General features: G+C 67.2%; 24 protein-coding genes. 14 read left to right on the top strand and 10 right to left on the bottom strand.

The features are described from left to right. Window positions 1–69: 69 nt before the first annotated feature. From AC1DMS_RS15245 to AC1DMS_RS15200, 10 genes are all read left to right on the top strand, one after another. On the top strand, window positions 70–408 hold the full coding sequence (locus AC1DMS_RS15245) for an FmdB family zinc ribbon protein (protein ID WP_015866898.1): 339 nt from the start codon (window positions 70–72) through the stop codon (window positions 406–408). 10 nt (window positions 409–418) lie between these two features. Next, entirely contained in the window at window positions 419–1039 is a 621-nt protein-coding gene (locus AC1DMS_RS15240) for a DUF502 domain-containing protein (RefSeq protein WP_015866897.1), read from the top strand. A gap of 33 nt (window positions 1040–1072) precedes the next feature. After that, window positions 1073–2878, top strand: coding sequence for an aspartate--tRNA ligase (gene aspS, locus AC1DMS_RS15235; protein ID WP_015866896.1), 1806 nt, complete (start codon window positions 1073–1075; stop codon window positions 2876–2878). A gap of 7 nt (window positions 2879–2885) precedes the next feature. Beyond that, the gene (gene nudB, locus AC1DMS_RS15230; protein ID WP_018906409.1) at window positions 2886–3359 is read left to right on the top strand and encodes a dihydroneopterin triphosphate diphosphatase; all 474 of its coding nucleotides are present in this window, start codon (window positions 2886–2888) and stop codon (window positions 3357–3359) included. Further along, window positions 3356–4108: an endonuclease/exonuclease/phosphatase family protein gene (locus tag AC1DMS_RS15225; RefSeq protein WP_015866894.1), complete on the top strand. Its 753-nt coding sequence runs from the start codon at window positions 3356–3358 to the stop codon at window positions 4106–4108. The genes nudB and AC1DMS_RS15225 overlap by 4 nt, the downstream gene beginning before the upstream one ends. A gap of 64 nt (window positions 4109–4172) precedes the next feature. After that, the gene (folE, locus tag AC1DMS_RS15220; protein WP_015866893.1) at window positions 4173–4904 is read left to right on the top strand and encodes a GTP cyclohydrolase I; all 732 of its coding nucleotides are present in this window, start codon (window positions 4173–4175) and stop codon (window positions 4902–4904) included. Between the two features lie 2 nt (window positions 4905–4906). Next, window positions 4907–5329, top strand: coding sequence for a BLUF domain-containing protein (locus tag AC1DMS_RS15215; RefSeq protein WP_062365682.1), 423 nt, complete (start codon window positions 4907–4909; stop codon window positions 5327–5329). Window positions 5330–5344: 15 nt separating this feature from the next. Next, window positions 5345–6226: a DMT family transporter gene (locus AC1DMS_RS15210; RefSeq protein WP_062365684.1), complete on the top strand. Its 882-nt coding sequence runs from the start codon at window positions 5345–5347 to the stop codon at window positions 6224–6226. Window positions 6227–6228: 2 nt separating this feature from the next. Next, entirely contained in the window at window positions 6229–7065 is an 837-nt protein-coding gene (locus tag AC1DMS_RS15205; protein ID WP_062365686.1) for a DUF429 domain-containing protein, read from the top strand. A gap of 132 nt (window positions 7066–7197) precedes the next feature. Then, window positions 7198–7698, top strand: a complete 501-nt coding sequence (locus AC1DMS_RS15200; protein WP_018906411.1) for a BON domain-containing protein — start codon at window positions 7198–7200, stop codon at window positions 7696–7698. 83 nt (window positions 7699–7781) lie between these two features. Here the strand turns inward: AC1DMS_RS15200 and AC1DMS_RS15195 are convergent, their stop codons facing one another. The 6 genes from AC1DMS_RS15195 to AC1DMS_RS15170 all read right to left on the bottom strand — a co-directional run bounded on the left by AC1DMS_RS15195 (window position 7782) and on the right by AC1DMS_RS15170 (window position 11358). Next, window positions 7782–8342 carry a ferritin-like domain-containing protein gene (locus AC1DMS_RS15195; RefSeq protein ID WP_015866888.1) on the bottom strand — a complete coding sequence of 187 codons (561 nt, stop codon included), beginning with the start codon at window positions 8340–8342 and terminating at the stop codon, window positions 7782–7784. After that, window positions 8339–8836 carry a hypothetical protein gene (locus AC1DMS_RS15190; protein ID WP_062365688.1) on the bottom strand — a complete coding sequence of 166 codons (498 nt, stop codon included), beginning with the start codon at window positions 8834–8836 and terminating at the stop codon, window positions 8339–8341. Before AC1DMS_RS15190 ends, AC1DMS_RS15195 begins: the two co-directional genes overlap by 4 nt. Then, complete coding sequence (locus AC1DMS_RS15185) at window positions 8823–9206, bottom strand: TMEM134/230 family protein (protein ID WP_015866886.1); 384 nt, start codon at window positions 9204–9206, stop codon at window positions 8823–8825. Before AC1DMS_RS15185 ends, AC1DMS_RS15190 begins: the two co-directional genes overlap by 14 nt. A 47-nt stretch (window positions 9207–9253) precedes the next feature. Then, window positions 9254–9628: a hypothetical protein gene (locus AC1DMS_RS15180; RefSeq protein ID WP_021008789.1), complete on the bottom strand. Its 375-nt coding sequence runs from the start codon at window positions 9626–9628 to the stop codon at window positions 9254–9256. 54 nt (window positions 9629–9682) lie between these two features. Continuing rightward, on the bottom strand, window positions 9683–9847 hold the full coding sequence (locus AC1DMS_RS15175; RefSeq protein ID WP_015866884.1) for a DUF1328 domain-containing protein: 165 nt from the start codon (window positions 9845–9847) through the stop codon (window positions 9683–9685). Between the two features lie 191 nt (window positions 9848–10038). Then, window positions 10039–11358 carry a CHASE3 domain-containing protein gene (locus tag AC1DMS_RS15170; protein ID WP_015866883.1) on the bottom strand — a complete coding sequence of 440 codons (1320 nt, stop codon included), beginning with the start codon at window positions 11356–11358 and terminating at the stop codon, window positions 10039–10041. 131 nt (window positions 11359–11489) lie between these two features. Here AC1DMS_RS15170 and AC1DMS_RS15165 point away from each other — a divergent pair, with 131 nt between their 5' ends. Continuing rightward, window positions 11490–12122, top strand: a complete 633-nt coding sequence (locus AC1DMS_RS15165; RefSeq protein WP_015866882.1) for a response regulator — start codon at window positions 11490–11492, stop codon at window positions 12120–12122. A gap of 28 nt (window positions 12123–12150) precedes the next feature. On the opposite strand, the gene AC1DMS_RS15160 is transcribed toward AC1DMS_RS15165, so the two are convergent. After that, window positions 12151–12564 carry a response regulator gene (locus AC1DMS_RS15160; RefSeq protein ID WP_478181321.1) on the bottom strand — a complete coding sequence of 138 codons (414 nt, stop codon included), beginning with the start codon at window positions 12562–12564 and terminating at the stop codon, window positions 12151–12153. A 233-nt stretch (window positions 12565–12797) separates the two neighbouring features. On the opposite strand from AC1DMS_RS15160, the gene AC1DMS_RS15155 reads away from it, so the two are divergent. Continuing rightward, complete coding sequence (locus tag AC1DMS_RS15155; protein ID WP_412511692.1) at window positions 12798–14807, top strand: AsmA family protein; 2010 nt, start codon at window positions 12798–12800, stop codon at window positions 14805–14807. Window positions 14808–14820: 13 nt separating this feature from the next. Here the strand turns inward: AC1DMS_RS15155 and AC1DMS_RS15150 are convergent, their stop codons facing one another. The 3 genes from AC1DMS_RS15150 to gpmA all read right to left on the bottom strand — a co-directional run bounded on the left by AC1DMS_RS15150 (window position 14821) and on the right by gpmA (window position 17901). Continuing rightward, entirely contained in the window at window positions 14821–15576 is a 756-nt protein-coding gene (locus AC1DMS_RS15150) for a HesA/MoeB/ThiF family protein (RefSeq protein WP_478181320.1), read from the bottom strand. Between the two features lie 34 nt (window positions 15577–15610). Then, window positions 15611–17053, bottom strand: a complete 1443-nt coding sequence (locus tag AC1DMS_RS15145) for a S41 family peptidase (protein ID WP_026284207.1) — start codon at window positions 17051–17053, stop codon at window positions 15611–15613. A gap of 104 nt (window positions 17054–17157) precedes the next feature. Beyond that, window positions 17158–17901, bottom strand: a complete 744-nt coding sequence (gene gpmA, locus AC1DMS_RS15140) for a 2,3-diphosphoglycerate-dependent phosphoglycerate mutase (RefSeq protein ID WP_015866877.1) — start codon at window positions 17899–17901, stop codon at window positions 17158–17160. A 105-nt stretch (window positions 17902–18006) separates the two neighbouring features. Between gpmA and AC1DMS_RS15135 the strand changes: the two genes are divergently transcribed. Continuing rightward, window positions 18007–18390, top strand: coding sequence for a rhodanese-like domain-containing protein (locus AC1DMS_RS15135; protein WP_370880715.1), 384 nt, complete (start codon window positions 18007–18009; stop codon window positions 18388–18390). A 21-nt stretch (window positions 18391–18411) separates the two neighbouring features. Beyond that, window positions 18412–18672, top strand: a complete 261-nt coding sequence (grxC, locus tag AC1DMS_RS15130) for a glutaredoxin 3 (protein ID WP_015866875.1) — start codon at window positions 18412–18414, stop codon at window positions 18670–18672. Window positions 18673–18758 lie beyond the last annotated feature (86 nt).

Below are 18758 nucleotides of genomic sequence, written 5' to 3'. Positions count from 1 at the left end.
CGCCCTTATAATCGAGGGCTTTGCGAGCGGCCCCTGCCTCGTTTTTGCGCCGCTTTTTCACTCAATTCCATGCCCATCTACGCCTACAAGTGCAGCGCCTGCGGCTTCGCCAAGGACGCCCTGCAGAAAATGTCCGATGCACCCCTCACGGTGTGTCCGGCGTGCGGCGCTAGTGCATTCGAGAAGCAAGTCACCGCCGCCGGTTTCCAGCTCAAGGGTTCCGGCTGGTACGTGACCGATTTCCGCGATGGCGGCGGCAAGAAGGCCGAGCCTGCGGGCGCCGCCAAGAACGGCGACGCCGCAGCCGCGCCGGCCGCCAGCACCGCGGAAGCTTCCAGCCCAGCGCCCGCCGCCGTCCCCGCCCCCAGCCCGGCCCCCGCGCCGGTTGCTGCCGCCAAGAGCGACTGAGAAGCCATCCATGCTCGCCCTGCGCAAATGGCTGTTCTCCGGCTTGCTGGTGATCGTTCCGCTGTTCATCACCCTGGCGGTGCTGAAGTGGATCATCGACACGCTGGACCAGACGCTCTGGGTGCTGCCCTCGGTCTGGCAGAAATGGCTGTACGACAACAACGTGCGCGGGCTCGGCGTGCTGCTCACGCTGGCCATCCTGCTGGGCGTAGGCGCCATTGCGAGCAATTTCGTGGGCAAGCGCCTGCTCGGATGGGGCGACGCCGTGGTGCGGCGCATCCCCGTCGTGCGCTCGATCTACTCCAGCGTCAAGCAGGTGTCCGATACGCTGTTCTCCGAGAACGGCAACGCCTTTCGCACGGCGGTGCTGGTGCAGTGGCCGCGCGAGGGAGTCTGGACCATCGCCTTCGTGACCGGCACGCCGGGCAGCGAGGTCATTGGCCACCTGGGCGGCGGCGACTACCTGGGTGTCTACGTTCCGACCACGCCCAACCCCACGGGCGGTTATTTCGTGATGCTCAGGCGCAGCGACTGCATCGAACTCAAGATGAGCGTGGACGAAGCGCTCAAGTACATCGTCTCGATGGGGGTGGTCGTTCCCGGCGGCCCGTCCTCCCTCGCGAACAAGTAAAAAACGCGCCCCCGCGGCGCCGGAATCCAAGATATGGCCATGCGTACTCACTATTGCGGTCTCGTGACCGAAGCCCTGATGGGCCAAACCGTCACCCTGTGCGGCTGGGTCAACCGCCGCCGCGACCATGGCGGCGTGATCTTCATCGACGTGCGCGACCGTGAAGGCTACGTGCAGGTGGTGTGCGACCCCGACCGCGCCGCCACCTTCGCCGTGGCCGAGAACCTGCGCAACGAGTTCTGCGTGCAGGTCACCGGCCTGGTGCGCGCGCGCCCCGAAGGCACCACCAACGACCAGCTCAAGAGCGGCAAGATCGAAGTGCTGTGCCACGAGCTCAAGGTGCTGAACCCCTCGGTCACGCCGCCGTTCCTGCTGGACGACGACAACCTCTCGGAAACCACGCGCCTCACGCACCGCGTGCTCGACCTGCGCCGCCCGGCCATGCAGCGCAACATGATGCTGCGCTACAAGGTCACGATGGAAACGCGCAAGTTCCTCGATGCCAACGGCTTCATCGACATCGAGACCCCGATGCTCGGCAAGTCCACGCCCGAAGGCGCGCGCGACTACCTCGTGCCCAGCCGCGTGCACGACGGCAGCTTCTTCGCGCTGCCGCAGTCGCCGCAGCTCTTCAAGCAGCTGCTGATGGTGGCCGGCTACGACCGCTACTACCAGATCGTGAAGTGCTTCCGCGACGAAGACCTGCGCGCCGACCGCCAGCCCGAATTCACGCAGATCGACATCGAGACCTCGTTCCTTGCCGAGGAAGAAATCCGCGAGATGTTCGAGGGCATGATCCGCAATGTGTTCCGCAACGCCGCGGGCATCGACCTGCCGGTGTTCCCGACCATGACGTACGGCGACGCGATGTTCAAGTACGGCTCGGACAAGCCCGACCTGCGCGTGAAGCTCGAGTTCACCGAGCTCACCGAACTCATGAAGCGCGTCGAGTTCAAGGTGTTCTCGAACGCCGCCACCATGCAGGGCGGCCGCGTGGTCGCGCTGCGCGTGCCGGGCGGTGGCGCCGAGGGCGGCCTTTCGCGCGGCGAGATCGACGCCTACCAGGAGTTCGTCAAGATCTACGGCGCCAAGGGCCTGGCCTACATCAAGGTCAACGATGCCGCGGCCGGCCGCGAGGGCCTGCAGAGCCCGATCGTCAAGAACCTCGACGATGCCTCGCTGGCCGAGATCATCGCCCGCACGGGTGCGCGCAACGGCGACATCCTGTTCTTCGGTGCCGACAAGGAAAAGATCGTCAACGACGCGATCGGTGCGCTGCGCGTGAAGATCGGCCACAGCGCCTTCGGCAAGAAGAGCGGCCTGTTCGACGACCGCTGGGCGCCGCTGTGGGTGGTCGACTTCCCGATGTTCGAATTCGACGAGGAAGGCCAGCGCTGGAGCGCCGTGCACCATCCGTTCACCGCGCCGAAGGACGGCCATGAAGACCTCATGGACACCGCGCCCGAGAAGTGCATTGCCAAGGCCTACGACATGGTGCTCAACGGCATCGAGATGGGCGGCGGCTCGGTGCGTATCCACCGCGAGGAAGTGCAGAGCAAGGTGTTCCGCGCGCTCAAGATCAGCGCCGAGGATGCGCAGCTCAAGTTCGGCTTCCTGCTCGACGCGCTGCAGTACGGCGCCCCGCCGCACGGCGGCATCGCCATCGGCCTGGACCGCCTGGTCATGCTCATGACCGGCGCCGAGTCGATCCGCGACGTGATCGCCTTCCCCAAGACCCAGCGCGCGCAGGACCTGCTCACGCAGGCGCCGAGCCCGGTCGACGAGAAGCAGCTGCGCGAGCTGCACATCCGGCTGCGCAACGTACAGCAACCCGCCTGATGCGCCCATGACCGCCAGCACTCGGCCCTGGAAGATTCCGGAGTCGGTGCTGGTCGTCATCCATACGCCGGCGCTCGAGGTGCTGCTGATCCGCCGCGCCGATGCCGAGGATTTCTGGCAGTCGGTCACCGGCAGCAAGGACCTGGCCGACGAGCCGCTGGCGCTCACCGCGGCGCGCGAAGTGGCCGAGGAAACCGGCATCCAGTGCGGGGAGGGCAGCCCGCTCGCACCGCGGCTGGTCGACTGGCAGTTGCGCAACGTCTACGAGATCTATCCGCGCTGGCGCGCGCGCTATGCGCCCGGCGTGACGCACAACACCGAGCACCTGTTCGGCCTGTGCGTGCCCGAGCGCGTGGTGCCCACGCTGGCGCCGCACGAGCACACCCACTGGAAGTGGCTTCCCTACCGCGAAGCGGCCGATGCCTGCTTTTCCCCGTCGAACGCCGAAGCCATTCTGTTGCTGCCAGAATTTGTGCGATGAACCTGCCGGCATACAACCTCCGGGTGGCCACCTACAACATCCACAAGGGTGTGCAGGGCATCGGGCTGGCCCGGCGCCTGGAGATCCACAACCTGGGGCATGCCATCGAGCAGCTCGATGCCGACATCGTCTGCCTGCAGGAAGTGCGCAAGATGAACCGGCAGGCCGCGCTTCGCTTCGAGCGCTGGCCCGAGCTTCCGCAGGCCGACTTCCTCGCGCCCGAGGGCTACACCGCCGTCTATGAAACCAACGCCATCACGCGCCACGGCGAACACGGCAATGCGCTCCTGACGCGCTGGCCGGTGATCCGCACCGGCCACCAGGACATTTCCGACCACCGCTTCGAGCAGCGCGGCCTGCTGCACGTGGTCATCGAGGTGGAGGGTCGGCCGGTGCATGCCATCGTGGTGCACCTGGGGCTCATCAAGGGCAGCCGCGTGCGGCAGGTGGCGCGGCTGCGCGAGTTCATCGAGCGCGAGGTACCGCCCGGCGAGGCGGTGGTGGTCGCGGGCGACTTCAACGACTGGGGCGCGCGCATGCGCTACGCCATGAACGCCATGGGCCTGCGCGACACCAGCGACCTGCGCGGGCCGCGAACGCTCACCTACCCCTCGCGGCTGCCGGTGGCGCAGCTCGATTTCGTCTACGGGCGCGAGCTCGAGCCGGTGGCCTGTTCGGTGCCGCGCGGCCCGATCTGGGCGCGCATGTCCGACCACCTGCCGCTGGTGGCCGATTTTGCGCTGGCATGAATGGCGCCGGCGCGGTGTTCCCCGCCGGCCCCGGCTGGAATGCGTTCGCTGATACCATGCGCGGATGCTGAGGAAAACCGACGTGGAACCGCGCCCTGACGGCAACAACGACGACGAGGGCACCCCCGTCTCGGTGAAGATCCGCGAGCGCCTGACCGCCGCGCGCAGGCGCTTCAATGCCAACGACAACATCGCCGAGTTCATCGAACCGGGCGAGCTCGAATCGCTGCTCGACGAGGTCGAGGTCAAGATGAAGGGCGTGCTCGAGAGCCTGGTGATCGACCTCGAGAACGACCACAACACCGGCAACACCGCGCGCCGCGTGGCCAAGATGTACCTGAACGAAGTGTTCAAGGGCCGCTACGTGGCGCCACCCTCGCTCACCGAATTCCCGAACGCCGAGCACCTGAACGAGCTGATGATCGTCGGCCCGATCACCGTGCGCAGCGCCTGCTCGCACCACTTCTGCCCGATCATCGGCAAGCTGTGGATCGGCATCATGCCCAACGAGCACACCAACGTCATCGGCCTGTCGAAGTACGCGCGCCTGGCCGAATGGGTCATGGGCCGACCGCAGATCCAGGAAGAAGCGGTGGTGCAGCTGGCCGACCTGATCCAGGAAAAGACGCAGCCCGACGGCCTCGCGCTCGTGATGGAAGCCGAGCATTTCTGCATGGCCTGGCGCGGCGTGAAGGAAATGGACAGCAAGATGATCAACTCCGTGATGCGCGGCGTGTTCCTGAAGGACCCGAGCCTGCGGCGCGAATTCCTTTCCCTCTTGCCAAGAAGGAGCTGATCATGCTGGTCCGACTTCTCTACGCCAGCCGCGCGGTCGATACCAGCCCCGAGGCCATCGAAGCCATCCTCTCGCAATCGCGCACGCACAACACGGCCTGCGGCATCACCGGCATTCTTTGCTATGGCGCGGGTACCTTCCTGCAGGCCATCGAGGGCGGACGCATGGCCATCAGCGAGCTCTACGGCCACATCCAGCGCGATGGGCGCCACAAGGACGTGGTGCTGCTGCACTACGAGGAAATCTCCGAGCGCCGCTTCGGCGGCTGGACCATGGGGCAGGTCAACCTCTCCAAGCTCAATGCCTCGACGCTGCTCAAGTACTCGGAAAAGCCCGAACTCAATCCGTACGCAGTGTCGGGCAAGGTCTCGCTCGCGCTGCTCGAAGAATTGATGGCCACCGCCGCCATCGTCGGGCGCCATTAAGCCCCGTTTTCCGGGGTGCCGCTTTCCGCCTTCGCGCTGATCCTGCTCGCCGGGATCGTCCATGCCAGCTGGAACATCGCCGCCAAGAAGGCGAACGGCGATGCGCGCTTCGCATTCCAGAGCGGCGTGTTGATGGCCATCGTGTGGGCACCCGTGGGCATTGCGCTGGGCTGGCGCGTGGTGCCGGGCTGGGGTTTGCGGGAGTGGGGCTTCGTCGCGCTGAGCGGCGTGCTGCACGTCTTCTACTACGTCATCCTGCTACGCGGCTACCGCAAGTCCGATCTCACGGTGGTCTATCCGCTGGCGCGCGGCTCGGGCCCGCTCTTGTCGTCGCTGGTGGCCATCCTGTTCCTGGGCGAGCGCATCAGCCTGGTGGGTGTGGCGGGCATCGCGGGCGTGGTGCTCGGCGTGTTCCTGGTGGCGGGCGGCCCGGGCCTCTGGCGCAAGACGCATGACCCTGCCCAGCGCGCGCGGGTGCACAAGGGCCTTCGCTACGGCGTGCTGACCGGCGCCTTCATTGCGGCCTACACGGTGGCCGACAGCTATGCCGTGAAGTTCCTGGCGATGTCGCCGATCCTGCTCGATTACTTCAGCAATTTCGTGCGCGTGGGCCTGCTGCTGCCCGCGGCGCTGCACGACCGCGCCACCACCGCGCGGATGTGGCGCGCGCAGTGGAAATACGCGCTGCTGGTGGCGGCGATCAGTCCGGTCTCGTACGTGCTGGTGCTCTATGCGGTGCAGCAGGCGCCCATTTCGCATGTTGCGCCGGCACGCGAGGTCTCGATGCTGTTCGCGGCGCTGATCGGTGGCCATCTGCTGCGCGAGGGCGACCGCCTGCTGCGGCTGCTGGGGGCCGGCTTCATAGCGGCCGGCGTGGTGGCGCTCGCGCTGGGCTGAAGATGAGCGAGGCGCTGCTGTTCGGCTGCGATTTTTCCTGCGCACCCACGGCGCGCAAGCCGATCGTCGTGGCCAGCGGCAGCATCGGCGGCGATGTAGGCGAGTTGGTGGTGGCCGGCCTGCAGCGCTTCACGTCGCTCGATGCCTGGGCCGCGTGGCTGCGCGGCGAACCGGCGTGGATCGGCGGCTTCGATTTTCCGTTCGGCCTTCCGCGCGAACTGGTGGAGCATCTGGGATGGCCCACGGAGTGGAACGCGCTCATGAGCCACTATGCGGGCCTCGGCCGCGCCGAGATCCGCGCCACCTTCGCGGCCTTCTGCGCCGCCCGTCCGGCCGGCGGCAAGTTCGCGCACCGGGCGACCGACGGACCTGCGGGTTCGAGCACGTCGATGAAATGGGTCAATCCGCCGGTGGCTTTCATGCTCCATGCGGGCGTGCCGCCGCTCTTGGACGCGGGCGCGAGCCTGCCGGGGCTGCACGCCGGCAGCAACGGCCGCCGCGTGGCGCTCGAGGCCTATCCGGGGCTGCTCGCGCGCGAGCTGATCGGCCGCCGCAGCTACAAGAGCGACGAATCCGCAAAGCAGACGCCCGAGCGGCTGGCCGCGCGCACCGACCTGCTCGCGGCGCTCGAAGCCGGCACCACGCGGCTCGGGCTGCGGCTGGCGCTCAGCGGCGCCCAGCGCGCCGAGCTGCTGGGCGACGCCCGTGGCGACCACATCGATGCGGTACTTTGCCTCGTGCAGGCCGCCTGGGGCGCGCAGCGCGCTTCCACGCCCGGTCCGGGCTACGGCTTGCCGGAGCAGTTCGATCCGCTCGAAGGCTGGATCGTCACGGCTTGACCCCTTCCGTCCTACAGGGTTTCGCGCCGCCGGCCATCCCTGCCGGTTCGCTCCGAAAGCTAGAGTGAGCCGTGGCCCGTCCCTTCGGGCCACGCCTTTCCCTGCTCCCTGCGAGCGACTGGAGGATTCCCAATGAACAATATTCGCCGAACAACCATCGCCATGCCGTTTTCGCGCGCATGGCTCGCCGTGCTGCTGGCCGGCGCCGCGCTGACCCTCGCCGCCTGCGACAACGCGGGCAACCGCACCGCGGGCGAGAAGCTCGACAGCGCCATCGCAAAGACCGAGAAGGCGGCCGACACGGCCGCCGCCAAGACCGCGGAGGCCCTGAAGGAAGCGAAGGCGAAGATCGACGCCTCCGGCACCGCCGCCGAGGTGAAGGACGCCGCAAAGAACGCCGGCGCGGCCGTGAGCGCCACGGTGGACGATGCCGCGATCACCGCGTCGGTGTCCGCGGGCCTCGCCAAGGATCCGGACCTGAGCGCGATCAAGATCGACGTCGACACCAAGGGCGGCGTCGTGAGCCTGAAGGGCCCCGCACCCACGGCCGCCGCCAAGGCGCGCGCCGAGGAGATCGCCAAGGGCGTGCAGGGCGTGACCTCGGTGAACAACCAGCTCGAGGTCAGAAGCTGACCGTTTCCCTTGCCCAGCAAAAAGCCCGGTTCGTCCGGGCTTTTTAATGGGAGAGAGGGCTGTTGCGGCCTCAGGAATCGCGCTCAGTGGCCGAGCCAGTCCTTGAGCTCGTCCGCGTGCTCTTCCTCGTCGGAAAGAATGTCTTCCAGCATGCGGCGGGTGGTCGGGTCCTTGTCGCCGATCAGCGCGATCATCTGCCGGTACGTTTCCACCGCGATGCGCTCGGCCACGAGGTTGGCGCGCACCATGGCCTGCAGGTCGGTGGATTCGTCGTAGCTCGCGTGGCTGCGGTCGAGCAGGTGCGTCGGCGCGAAGTCCGGCTCCCCGCCCAGCTGGACGATGCGTTCCGCGATGCGGTCGGCATGGGCCGATTCCTGGTTGGCGTGCACCATGAATTCCTCGGCGATCTTGGGCGACGACACGCCGTTGGCGGTGAAATAGTGGCGCTTGTAGCGCAGCACGCAAACCAGTTCGGTGGCCAGCGCGTCGTTCAGCAGCTTGAGCACATCGTCGCGCCAGGGGCCGTAGCTCGGCGTGACCGCGCCTTCGTCGAGGCTCTTGGCGGCGGCGCCGATGGCCTGCTCGTCGAGCACCAGGCGCTGGTGTTGTGCCGCGCCCGTGGCGGTGGAAGCATTGGCATTCATGGAGAATCCTTTCGTGGGCTGGTGTTTTTCTGCATCAACGTGTTGACGACGTCAGCCACGTCCGATGTCTTGAGCACAGCCGCCAGCACCGCCGTGAAGGAGAGCAGGCGCCACGGCTTGGTCAGCACGATCACCGCCCCGGTGGCGGCCGCCAGCGCCATGAGCTTGGCGGGCTCCTTGCGGGCATAGTGTTCGAGCAAAGGGCGGGCGAGCTGGCCCACCGCATGGGCCGGATGGCGGCGCCACCAGCGCTCGGTCATGCTGCGGGCCATCGAAACCCATTGGTTGCGGCCGCGCGCCGGCGAGGCCCGCCGGTGGTCCGCCGCTTCGCCGGCGGCATGCATTCCTTCCGGACGTTCCTGCGCGGCGTGGCGCCGGCCGCGGCCGCCGTCGTCCGCCGGCTCGTCCTCGCCATTCAACTGCCTGACGAGCGCACGGCGCGAGATGGCCAGCCGCTCCTGCGGCGTCAGGAAGCTGCGCTCAGTGCCGTCCATGGCGAACTCCTGCTTCGTGCAGCGCCCGGAGGTCGGCGTCGACCTGGGCGCGCAGGTCGTCGAATCCATAGCCGGGGAAGGGCCGGACCGCCATCCAGGCGCAAATGGCGGCGATCACCAGCGCGACGCCGGGCACCGCCACCAGCACCCAGTGGAAGCTGCCGTGGAGCACGCCCATCAGCACGGCCACGCCGATGAGCCCCAGGGCCAGCAGGGCGCTGCCGACCGCCAGCACGCCGGCCACGATGCGGGCAACGATCCCGCGCCCCGCTTCCGAGGCCTCCTGTCTTACCAGTGCCGCGTAGTTGGCGGCGTGGTCGGCGATGAGTTCCGGATGCCCGAGCACCGTGGAAAAAATCGGATGAAGCATGGTGCGCGGAACGGGTGGAACTGCCTGCGTGCCTTCAGCGGATCAGATCAATAGTCGTCCCGGCGGTTGCGGCTGGCCAGCACGATGAGGGCGGTGATCGCGGCGCCGGCGGCGGCCGCAATCAGCACCGATCGCACGGGCTGGTCGGAGATGTAGCGTCCGGTGACGTCGGCTGCCTGTTCCAGCCGGCGCTGTGCGCGCGCGCTGGTGGTGGAGGCGGCGTCGAGGCCGCGCTGCACGGCCTGCTGCACGCGTGCGGCCAGTTGTTCGACCGCGGGTTCCGCGTCGCGGCGCAATTCGCGGACCTTCTCGCCGGCCGCATTCACCGCGTTCTGTGCATAGGCCCGGGTCGTTTCCACCGCATCGTTGGCGGTCTGGCGGGCCTCGTCGGCAAGTTGCGAGGGAGTCTTGGTCGTGTTCATGAATCTTTCCTTTCCGGGGAGATGAATTGCGGGAGCCTGTGGATCGTACCTACGCTACTTGCGTCGTAGCAAGCCGGCCAGGAAACTGGCGATGGCAAGCACGGCGAAGATCACGAAAAGGATCTTGGCGATCCCTACCGCGCTGGCCGCAATGCCACCGAAGCCGAACACGGCGGCGATCAGTGCGATGACCAGAAACACCACTGCGTAATACAACATGTGGACTCCTTCGAGGCTTCGCTCGTTGTTTGGAAATTGCGCGTCCAAGAGGAAATGAACGGCACGTGGCCAACCTTAAGTGGACCCCCCTGCGAGGGGCTGTCAGCGGCTGGGCGCGGGGAGCGTAGGAGATGGCCGAGTTCCTTGCGCGCCGATCCGTGCAGAAATACCGCAGGGGTGCCGGCAAGCGCTCAGAGCGTCTTCGCGATCGGCAGCATGGCGCTCACGCGGGTGCCGCGGCCCGGCGTCGACGAGATCGTGAGCCTGCCCCTGGCCGCCTCGACCCGGTGGCGCATGCCGGCCAGGCCGTGCGTCGACGGACGGATGCGCTGGGGGTCGAAGCCCTTGCCGTTGTCGGCCACTTCAACGACCGCGTGGTTCTCGTAGTTCTTCAGCACGATCGTCGCTTCGCTGGCCTCGGCGTACTTGCCGATGTTGGTCAGGCTCTCCTGCACCATGCGGTAGATCGTGAGCTGGCGCGATTCGTCCATGGCCACCGGTTCGAGCACCATCTGGACCTGGATGCCCGAGCGTTCGGCGAACTCGCGCCCGAGGATCTCGAGCGACGCGACCAGCCCGAGGTTCGACAGCGACGACGGCCGCAGGTCCTCGATGATGCGGCGCTTGAGCGCGATGCCGCTGTTGAGCAGCTCGGTCAAGTGCTGCAGCCGCTGGGTGGCGTCGGGCGCCTCCAGCAACCGCGACTTGAGGCGTGCCACGTCCAGCTTGGCGGCGGTCAGCAGCGAGCCGAGTTCGTCGTGCAACTCCCGCGCGAGATAGCCGCGCTCGGTTTCGCGCACGTCCTGCAGGTGCGTGGCCAGTTCGGCCAGCGATGCGGTGCGTTCGCGCACTTCGTCTTCGAGCGCATTGCGCTCGCGCTGCAGTGTTTCCTGCTGGCGCTCTCCGATGGAGCGCAGCGCGTGCGCCTGCCGCAGGTACAGGAAGAAGGCAAGGAACGCGGCAAGCGCGACGATGGCGGTGCCGATGCGCGCGAGCCGCAGCGACTTCATCACCTGGATCTGGCTCTGGTGCAGGGTCTGGTTGCTGATCTCCGCCAATTCGCCGGCGGCCTTGCGAATGGAATCCATTTCCTCGCGCCCCACGTCCGTCGTGATGACGAATTTCCAGGCCTCGTCCTTGCCGTCCTGCCGCAGCCGCACGCTCATGTCCATTTCAGCGATCTTGCGCAGCACATGCTTCGAAAGCTCCGCCAGCCGCGTACGCTCGGCCGGGCGTTCGGCGTACAGTTGGCGTAGCGCCGCAAGGTGGCCGTCGACCTGCTTGACCGCCGTGTCGTAGGGTTGCCGGTAGCTGGCTTCGCCCGTCAGGAGGTAGCCTCGCTGGCCGGTTTCGGCATCGAGCATGTTCTGCAGGATCTGGTTGAGCGTACCGCGCACCTTCAGCGCCGCGTCGATGTCTGCCAGGGCGCGGCTCGACTGGCGGTAGCCGGCCTCGTTGATCCCAACGAGGGCCAGCGCGGCCAGCGCCGCGAGCAGCAGGCTCACGGCCATTTTTGGAGGGGCTAGCCAATGCATGAAACTTTCGAAGGTGCTTTCAACACAAGTTCGTGAATAATTGACAACAAGCAGGGGACCGGCATGCTGCGGCTTGCGCAGGCGCGGCACAACGAAGAAAGTAACAGATGATCAAAATTGGAATTGTGGACGACCACGCCATCGTCAGATCTGGCCTCAGGCAGTTCTTCTCCGAACACGTCGATTTGCGCGTGGCCGGCGAAGCCGCCAGCGGGCGCGAGGCCATCGAGCTCGTGCGCACCACCGAACTCGACGTGCTGGTGATGGACCTTTCCATGCCGGGGCAGAGCGGCATCGACGCGCTCGCCATGATCCGCGCCAAGGCGCCGGACGTGGGCATCCTCATCCTGAGCGGCTATCCCGAAGAGCACTACGCGATGAATCTCATCCGCCAGGGTGCGAGCGGCTACCTCAACAAGGAATGCGATCCGATGGAGATCGTCAACGCCATTCGCACCATCTCGCTCGGCCGCCGCTACATCACGCCGGCCGTGGCGGAGCTGCTGGCACGCCAGCTCGACCGCAAGGACGATGCCGCGCCGCACGAGCAGCTGTCGGAGCGCGAGTTCCAGGTGTTCCTGAAGCTCGCCAAGGGCGAGACCGCGGGCGACATCGCCAAGACGCTGTCGCTGTCGGTGAAGACCGTGAGCACCTACCGCACGCGCCTCATGGAGAAGATGAACCTGTCCTCCAACAGCGACCTCACGTACTACGCACTGAAGAACAAGCTGATCGATTGATGGAAGCAGCCGCCTTGCGGCTTTTTCTTCAACCGGTGCCGCCGGTGCCGCCGGTGGGGCGGTGAGCCACCGCCTCCAGGATGCAGAAGTCGACCAGCGCGTCGATCTCGTTCGACTTGTCGAACACCGCATCCACGCCGAATTCGGCGCAGCGCCGCCGGATGTCGGGCGTTGCGTAGTTGCTGAGCACCACCACCTTCTGGTTCGCCCGGCGTGAGGTGCAGGCCTGCAGCACGCCCAGGCCGCTGCCCTGCTTGAGGAAAAGGTCGACCACCGCCAGGTCCCACTCCTCGCTGTGGTCGTGCAGCCACTGCCTCGCATGGGCCTCGGTTTCGGCAAAGCCGACCACCGTCGTGCAGGTGAGTTCTTCCAGGGTGCCAATGAGGTTTTCACGGATCGTGAGGTTGTCTTCGACGATGTAGGTCTGCAATCTTGTCTCCATGCCGAACCGCGCTTCCTCTGACGTTGGCAGGTGTCTTCGACGCCCCGCTGGCGAATGCCTGCACACCGGAAATTTGTGGCGCCGCCGACGAGCATCATGCAAGTTTCGGAGGAAGGGTGTTGTAGGCGCGTTCTGACGAAGGCGCTGGCGGGGCCCCTCCGTAGGCATTGCCTCACGGTTTCTGCGGTCCATTGCCGACCCGCGATGCACTGCGGCCGATATATCCCGTCGGCATGGCAACGAACGTGCTTCGCGACCGGCCGCTCTGGCTCAAGCTGCTTGCGGCTTTCGTGCTGCTGCTTGCCGCACTGGCGGTGCTGCTGGCGTTCTTTCCGTGGGACACCTTGCGCGGACCGGTCAACCGCTACGTCAGCGAGAAGACCGGGCGCAAGTTCGAGATCACGCGCCGGCTCGACGTGGGCATCGGCCTGCGCGGCGCCACCGTCAAGGCCGACGGCATCGAGTTTGCCAATCCGCCCTGGGCTCGCGAGCCCTACCTGGTGAAGGCCGAGCGCGCCGAGTTCGACATCCGGCTCTGGCCCCTCGTCTCGCGCAAGGTCGTGATCCCGCGCCTGGCGCTGTCCTCGCCCACGCTGGGCCTGCAGATCGAGCCGGACGGACGCCGCACCTGGGCGCTCGGCAAGGACACCTCCGATGCCGGCACCGTGCCCGTCATCGGCCTGATGCAGGTCGACAGCGGCGCGGTCGACTTCCTGGCCACCCACCTGGGCGTCGACCTGCATGCGGACGTGAGCTACGACACCAGCCGGGGAACGCTCCCGCTCAGCTACCGCATCAAGGGCCGCTACAAAGGCCAGCCGCTGACGGCCGAGGGCCGCACCGGCAACGTGCTGCAGCTCAAGGCGGCCGGCCAGCCACCGTTCCCGCTGGAGGTCGATGCCGCGGCCGGCCAGACGCGGCTGAAGGCCTCGGGCACGGTGACCGACTTTGCCGACCTCGACGGCATCCAGGCCACGTTCGACCTCAAGGGCCAGACCCTTGGCGCGCTGTTCCCGCTGCTGGGCATCGCGCTGCCGGAAACCTCTCCCTATGCGCTGAGCGGCGAGTTGCGCAAGCGCGGCAAGCTGTGGGAGGTGGCCGGGCTCAAGGGCCGGCTCGGCCTTTCCGACATTGCCGGCGACATGCGCTTCGACAAGGCCGGCCAGGTGCCGCACCTGGCGGGGGAGCTGCGCTCCAAGGTCATGGACATGGACGACCTGGGCCCGCTCATCGGCCTGCCGCCGACCGAACGCTCGGCCAAGGCGGTCGAGGGCGTCGCGCCGCCGCCCACCATCAAGGCGAAGCGTGCCCCGGGCGCCAAGGTGCTGCCCAGCGCCAAGCTCGACTTCGAGCGCCTGCGCGCCATGAACGCCGAGGTCAAGTACACGGCCGACCGCATCCGCAACGTGCGCGACGTGCCGCTCGACCGCGGCAGCGTGCAGGTCAAGCTGAACAACGGCGTGCTGACGCTCGATCCGCTCGACCTGGGCGTGGGCGGCGGCAAGCTGGCCGGCGCGATCCGCATCGACGGCGCGAAGGATCCGGCCGACATCCGCGCCTCGCTCGACCTGCGCGGCATGCAGCTCGCCCGGGTGTTTCCGAAGCTGGAGACCACGGGCAACAGCGTGGGCCGGCTCGACGGCCGCATCAACCTGTCGGGCGCCGGCAATTCCGTGGCCAACTGGCTCGGAGGCGCTTCCGGCGACGTCGCGGTGATTTCCGGGCACGGCCAGTTCGGCAACCTGCTGCCGGTCTTCGCGACGCTCGTGGGGGGCGACATCATCAAGTTCCTGCTGCGCGGCGACCGCAACGTCGAGCTGCGCTGCGCGGCCATGGCCTTCGACGTGAACAAGGGGCTGATGACCGGGCGCACCCTCGTGCTGGACACGACCAATGCCGTGTTCTATGCCACCGGCCAAGCCAACCTCGCGACCGAAACGCTCGACTTCGTGGTCCGCCCGGAGCCCAAGAGCAAGAACATCCTCTCGCTGCGCACGCCGCTGGTCATCGGCGGCACTTTCGGTTCGCCAACGGGCGGCGTCAAGGTGGTTCCGCTGGCAGGGCGCGGCCTGGCGGCGCTCGCGCTGGGCACCGTCAACCCGCTGCTGGGGCTGGCCGCGACCATCGAGACCGGACCGGGGCAGGATTCGGACTGCAAGGGCGTGCTGTCGGAAGCGAATCGCCCGACCCCCGGAGCCCCCGCCAAGGGCGCCGCTCGGGCCAAGGGCGCCCGGCAGCCTTGAGAAGGGCGCTTCTTCAGGCCGGGCGCTGCGCGCACACGCCGCAGTGCGGATCGCGCGCGATCTTCAGCGTATCGAAGGCGGTGCGCCGGCCGTCGAACATCAGGAGCTTGCCTGCCAGCGAGGGCCCGATGCCCGCGAGCAGCTTCAGCGCTTCGCTGGCCTGCAGCGTGCCGATGGTGCCGACCACCGGGCCGAACACGCCAAGCACCGCGCAGCGCGTTTCCTCGAAGGCCGCGTCGGGCGGAAAGATGCAGGCATAGCAGGGGGACGCCGGGTCGCGCGTGTCGTACACGCTCAGCTGGCCGTCGAAGCGGATCGCGGCGCCCGCCACCAGCGGCTTGCCATGCGCCACGCAGGCGCGATTGACGGCGTGCCGCGTGGCAAAGTTGTCGCAGCAGTCGACCACCACGTCCGCGGCCGCGACCAGGCGCGAAAGCAGCGCCTCGTCGGCGCGCAGGGCGTGCGTCTCGATGGCGATGTCGGGGTTGATGGCGCGCATGGCCTCGGCGGCCGATTCGACCTTGAGCCGGCCCACGCGGTCGTTGGTATGGGCGACCTGGCGCTGCAGGTTGGTGAGATCGACCTCGTCGTCGTCCACAAGGGCGATGTGCCCGACGCCGGCGGCCGCGAGATACAGCGCAACCGGGGAGCCCAGGCCGCCCGCGCCGATCACCAGCGCGTGGCCGGCACCGACGCGCGCCTGCCCGTCGATGCCGAACTCTTCGAGAAGAATGTGCCGCGAATAGCGCAGCAGGTCGTGATCGTCCATGCGCGCCCCGGGCCGCCTTGGTGGCAGCGCGGCTTCAGTTTTCCTTCTTTTCTTCCTTGTTCTCGACGATGACCTGGGTCTTGCTCACGAGCACCGGCTGGCCCTTGAGGCGGTTGAGCGCCTGCACCAGCGGGAAGTCCTTGTCGGTGCCGAACTCGGGCACCTTGCGGTCCTGCGGCGGCTTCTTGGCTTCTTCCTCGAGGCGCTTGCGGGCTTCGTCGCGGGCCTTTTCGCGTTCCGGGTCCTTCGTTTCGGGGCCCTGGCCGCTGGCCAGGTGCTTTTCGAGGTCGGCCTCGCGCATGCGCAGGGCGGCAAACGGGCTGCCTTCGGCGCTTTCGTCGATCAGCACGTTGGGCACGATGCCCTTGGCCTGGATCGAGGTACCGCTCGGCGTGTAGTAGCGCGCCGTGGTGATCTTGAGGCCCGTGTCCGGTCCGAGCGGGCGCACCGTCTGCACCGAGCCCTTGCCGAAGGTCTGGCTGCCCATGATGGTGGCGCGCTTGTGGTCCTGCAGCGCGCCGGCCACGATCTCGCTCGCGGAGGCCGAGCCTTCGTTCACCAGCACCACCAGCGGCACGGTCTTGAGCGCCGCGGGCAGGTTGCGCAGCGGATCGCTGCCGGTGCGGCGCTGGTAGAACTCGGGCGCCGCCTTGTAGACGGACTTGCTCTCGGCCAGCTGGCCGTCGGTCGACACCACCGTGACGTTCTCGGGCAGGAAGGCGGCCGAGATGGCGACGGCCGCGTCGAGCAGGCCGCCCGGGTCGTTGCGCAGGTCGAGCACCAGGCCCTTGAGGTTGGGCTCTTCCTTGTAGATGTCCTCGACCTTCTTCACGAAGTCGTCGACCGTGCGTTCCTGGAACTGCGACAGCCGGATCCAGCCGTAGCCCGGCTCCATGACCTTGCCGCGCACCGACTGGGTACGGATTTCTTCGCGCGTGATCGTGACCGGGAAGGTGCGGCTCTCGTCCTTGCGGAAGATGGTCAGCAGCACCTTGGTGTTGGCCTCGCCGCGCATGCGCTTGACGGCCTCGTTGAGCGACAGGCCACGCACGGCCGTGTCGTCGATCTTGGTGATCAGGTCGTTGGGCTTGAGGCCCGCGCGGAAGGCCGGCGAGCCCTCGATCGGCGACACCACCTTGATGAGCCCGTCTTCCTGGGAAATCTCGATGCCCACGCCGACGAAGCGGCCGGTGGTGCCTTCCCTGAATTCCTTGAAGGACTTCTTGTCGAAGTACTGGGAATGCGGGTCGAGCCCGGCCACCATCCCCGAGATGGCGTCGGAAATGAGCTTTTTCTCGTCGACCGGCTCGACATAGTCGCTCTTGACCATGCCGAACACCGCGGCGAGCTGCTGCAATTCCTCGAGCGGGAGCGGCGCGAGCGAGCCGCGTGCAACCGTCTGCAACGAGACGGTGGTCAAGACGCCGGCAACGGCGCCGGCGGCAACCCAGCCGGTAATCTTCAGTTTCTGACCCATCATGAGTGATTGTCCTTGTCGGCTGTCAAACCAATATACACAGCTTGGAAGCAAATTGCCTGCCGGGGTTCCACGGGGGAGCGCCGCCGAGGGGCTTTCTTTTTTCAGCCCTTGCCCTGCGAGGCCACCGCTGCGGCGGCCTTTTCGGCGGCCGCGGCGTCGCCGAGGTAGTAGTGCCGCAGCGGCTTGAGCTCGTCGTCGAGCTCGTAGACCAGCGGAATGCCGTTCGGGATGTTCAGGCCGACGATGGCGTCGTCGGAGATGCCGTCGAGGTACTTGACCAGCGCGCGGATCGAGTTGCCGTGCGCCGCCACCACCAGGCGGCGCCCGGTGCGGATGGCCGGCGCCATCGATTCGTTCCAGAACGGCAGCACGCGTGCCACCGTGTCCTTCAGGCATTCGGTCAGCGGGACCTGCTCGGGCGAAAGCTTGGCGTAGCGCACGTCGGAGCGCTCGCTGCGCGGGTCGTCGGCTTCCAGCGGCGGCGGCGGGGTGCCATAGCTGCGGCGCCAGACCAGCACCTGCTCGTCGCCGTACTTCTTGGCGGTTTCGGCCTTGTTGAGGCCCTGCAGGGCGCCGTAGTGGCGCTCGTTCAGGCGCCACGAATGCACCACGGGCAGCCAGGTGCGGTCGAGTTCGTCCAGCGTGTGCCAGAGCGTGCGGGTGGCGCGCTTGAGCACGCTGGTGTAGGCGACGTCGAAGTCGTAGCCCTCGGCCTTGAGCAGCCGGCCGGCCTGCTTGGCCTGCTCGATGCCGGTTTCGGTCAGGTCGACATCGGTCCAGCCGGTGAAGCGGTTTTCGAGATTCCAGGTCGATTCGCCGTGGCGGATCAGTACCAGTTTGTGCATGTGGGAAGCCTTTGGCAGCGCTTGGGAAAACCAGCATTCTAAAATCCCGGGTTTGCCATCCAAGGAACCCCCGTGAAATTGATCGAATTCGTCACCGCGAACTGGATGCTGATCCTGATCGCACTCAGCTCGGGTGGCATGCTGGCCTGGCCGCTCGTGCGCGGTGCCGGCGGCGGCACGCTCACGGCCCAGGGCGCGGTGCACCTCATCAACCGCGAACGCGCGGTGCTGGTCGACGTACGCGAACCCGAGGAGTTCGCCACCGGCCACATGATCGGCGCCAAGAACGTGCCCCTGAACCAGCTCGAGGAAAAACTGACCGGCGCGGTCAAGAACAAGGGGGTGCCGCTGCTGCTGGTGTGCGCCACCGGCGCCCGCGCCCAGCGCGCCGTGGCCATGGCCAAGAAACTGGGCTACGAGCAGGCCCAAGCGGTTTCCGGCGGCCTCAAGGCCTGGAAAGAGGCTAACCTGCCCGTTGAAAAAGCCTGAGGCTTCCCCAAGGTAAAGCGTATGCAAGCCGTCAAGATGTACACCACCGCCTTCTGCCCGTACTGCGTTCGCGCCAAGCAGATCCTCAAGTCCAAGGGTGTCGAGGAGATCGAAGAAATTCGCATCGACAGCGATCCCGCGGCCCGCAGCACCATGATGGAGATCACCCAGCGCCGCACGGTGCCGCAGATCTTCATCGGCGACACCCACGTGGGCGGCTGCGACGACCTGGTGGCGCTGGACGGCCGCGGCGGCCTGGTGCCCCTGCTCCAAGGCGCCTGACACACAAAGCAGCCGGGCGTCACGGAAGTGGTCCGGCCGCGGGGCGATAATCGCCTGCTCATTCATCTGCAGCCCGCTGCGGGAAG

This window comes from Variovorax sp. 05T418, from assembly GCF_056396385.1.
The sequence above is the reverse complement of the archived record's forward strand: the minus strand, read 5'-3'. Positions and strand labels throughout refer to the sequence as shown.

Bases quoted from the DNA above. Each gene is read 5' to 3' on its own strand.
- AC1DMS_RS15245 (WP_015866898.1), top strand. From the start codon at position 70: ATGCCCATCTACGCCTACAAGTGCAGCGCCTGCGGCTTCGCCAAGGAC.
- AC1DMS_RS15240 (WP_015866897.1), top strand. From the start codon at position 419: ATGCTCGCCCTGCGCAAATGGCTGTTCTCCGGCTTGCTGGTGATCGTT.
- aspS (WP_015866896.1), top strand. From the start codon at position 1,073: ATGGCCATGCGTACTCACTATTGCGGTCTCGTGACCGAAGCCCTGATG.
- nudB (WP_018906409.1), top strand. From the start codon at position 2,886: ATGACCGCCAGCACTCGGCCCTGGAAGATTCCGGAGTCGGTGCTGGTC.
- AC1DMS_RS15225 (WP_015866894.1), top strand. From the start codon at position 3,356: ATGAACCTGCCGGCATACAACCTCCGGGTGGCCACCTACAACATCCAC.
- folE (WP_015866893.1), top strand. From the start codon at position 4,173: ATGCTGAGGAAAACCGACGTGGAACCGCGCCCTGACGGCAACAACGAC.
- AC1DMS_RS15215 (WP_062365682.1), top strand. From the start codon at position 4,907: ATGCTGGTCCGACTTCTCTACGCCAGCCGCGCGGTCGATACCAGCCCC.
- AC1DMS_RS15205 (WP_062365686.1), top strand. From the start codon at position 6,229: ATGAGCGAGGCGCTGCTGTTCGGCTGCGATTTTTCCTGCGCACCCACG.
- AC1DMS_RS15200 (WP_018906411.1), top strand. From the start codon at position 7,198: ATGAACAATATTCGCCGAACAACCATCGCCATGCCGTTTTCGCGCGCA.
- AC1DMS_RS15195 (WP_015866888.1), bottom strand. From the start codon at position 8,342: ATGAATGCCAATGCTTCCACCGCCACGGGCGCGGCACAACACCAGCGC.
- AC1DMS_RS15190 (WP_062365688.1), bottom strand. From the start codon at position 8,836: ATGGACGGCACTGAGCGCAGCTTCCTGACGCCGCAGGAGCGGCTGGCC.
- AC1DMS_RS15185 (WP_015866886.1), bottom strand. From the start codon at position 9,206: ATGCTTCATCCGATTTTTTCCACGGTGCTCGGGCATCCGGAACTCATC.
- AC1DMS_RS15180 (WP_021008789.1), bottom strand. From the start codon at position 9,628: ATGAACACGACCAAGACTCCCTCGCAACTTGCCGACGAGGCCCGCCAG.
- AC1DMS_RS15175 (WP_015866884.1), bottom strand. From the start codon at position 9,847: ATGTTGTATTACGCAGTGGTGTTTCTGGTCATCGCACTGATCGCCGCC.
- AC1DMS_RS15170 (WP_015866883.1), bottom strand. From the start codon at position 11,358: ATGGCCGTGAGCCTGCTGCTCGCGGCGCTGGCCGCGCTGGCCCTCGTT.
- AC1DMS_RS15165 (WP_015866882.1), top strand. From the start codon at position 11,490: ATGATCAAAATTGGAATTGTGGACGACCACGCCATCGTCAGATCTGGC.
- AC1DMS_RS15160 (WP_478181321.1), bottom strand. From the start codon at position 12,564: ATGGAGACAAGATTGCAGACCTACATCGTCGAAGACAACCTCACGATC.
- AC1DMS_RS15155 (WP_412511692.1), top strand. From the start codon at position 12,798: ATGGCAACGAACGTGCTTCGCGACCGGCCGCTCTGGCTCAAGCTGCTT.
- AC1DMS_RS15150 (WP_478181320.1), bottom strand. From the start codon at position 15,576: ATGGACGATCACGACCTGCTGCGCTATTCGCGGCACATTCTTCTCGAA.
- AC1DMS_RS15145 (WP_026284207.1), bottom strand. From the start codon at position 17,053: ATGGGTCAGAAACTGAAGATTACCGGCTGGGTTGCCGCCGGCGCCGTT.
- gpmA (WP_015866877.1), bottom strand. From the start codon at position 17,901: ATGCACAAACTGGTACTGATCCGCCACGGCGAATCGACCTGGAATCTC.
- AC1DMS_RS15135 (WP_370880715.1), top strand. From the start codon at position 18,007: ATGCTGATCCTGATCGCACTCAGCTCGGGTGGCATGCTGGCCTGGCCG.
- grxC (WP_015866875.1), top strand. From the start codon at position 18,412: ATGCAAGCCGTCAAGATGTACACCACCGCCTTCTGCCCGTACTGCGTT.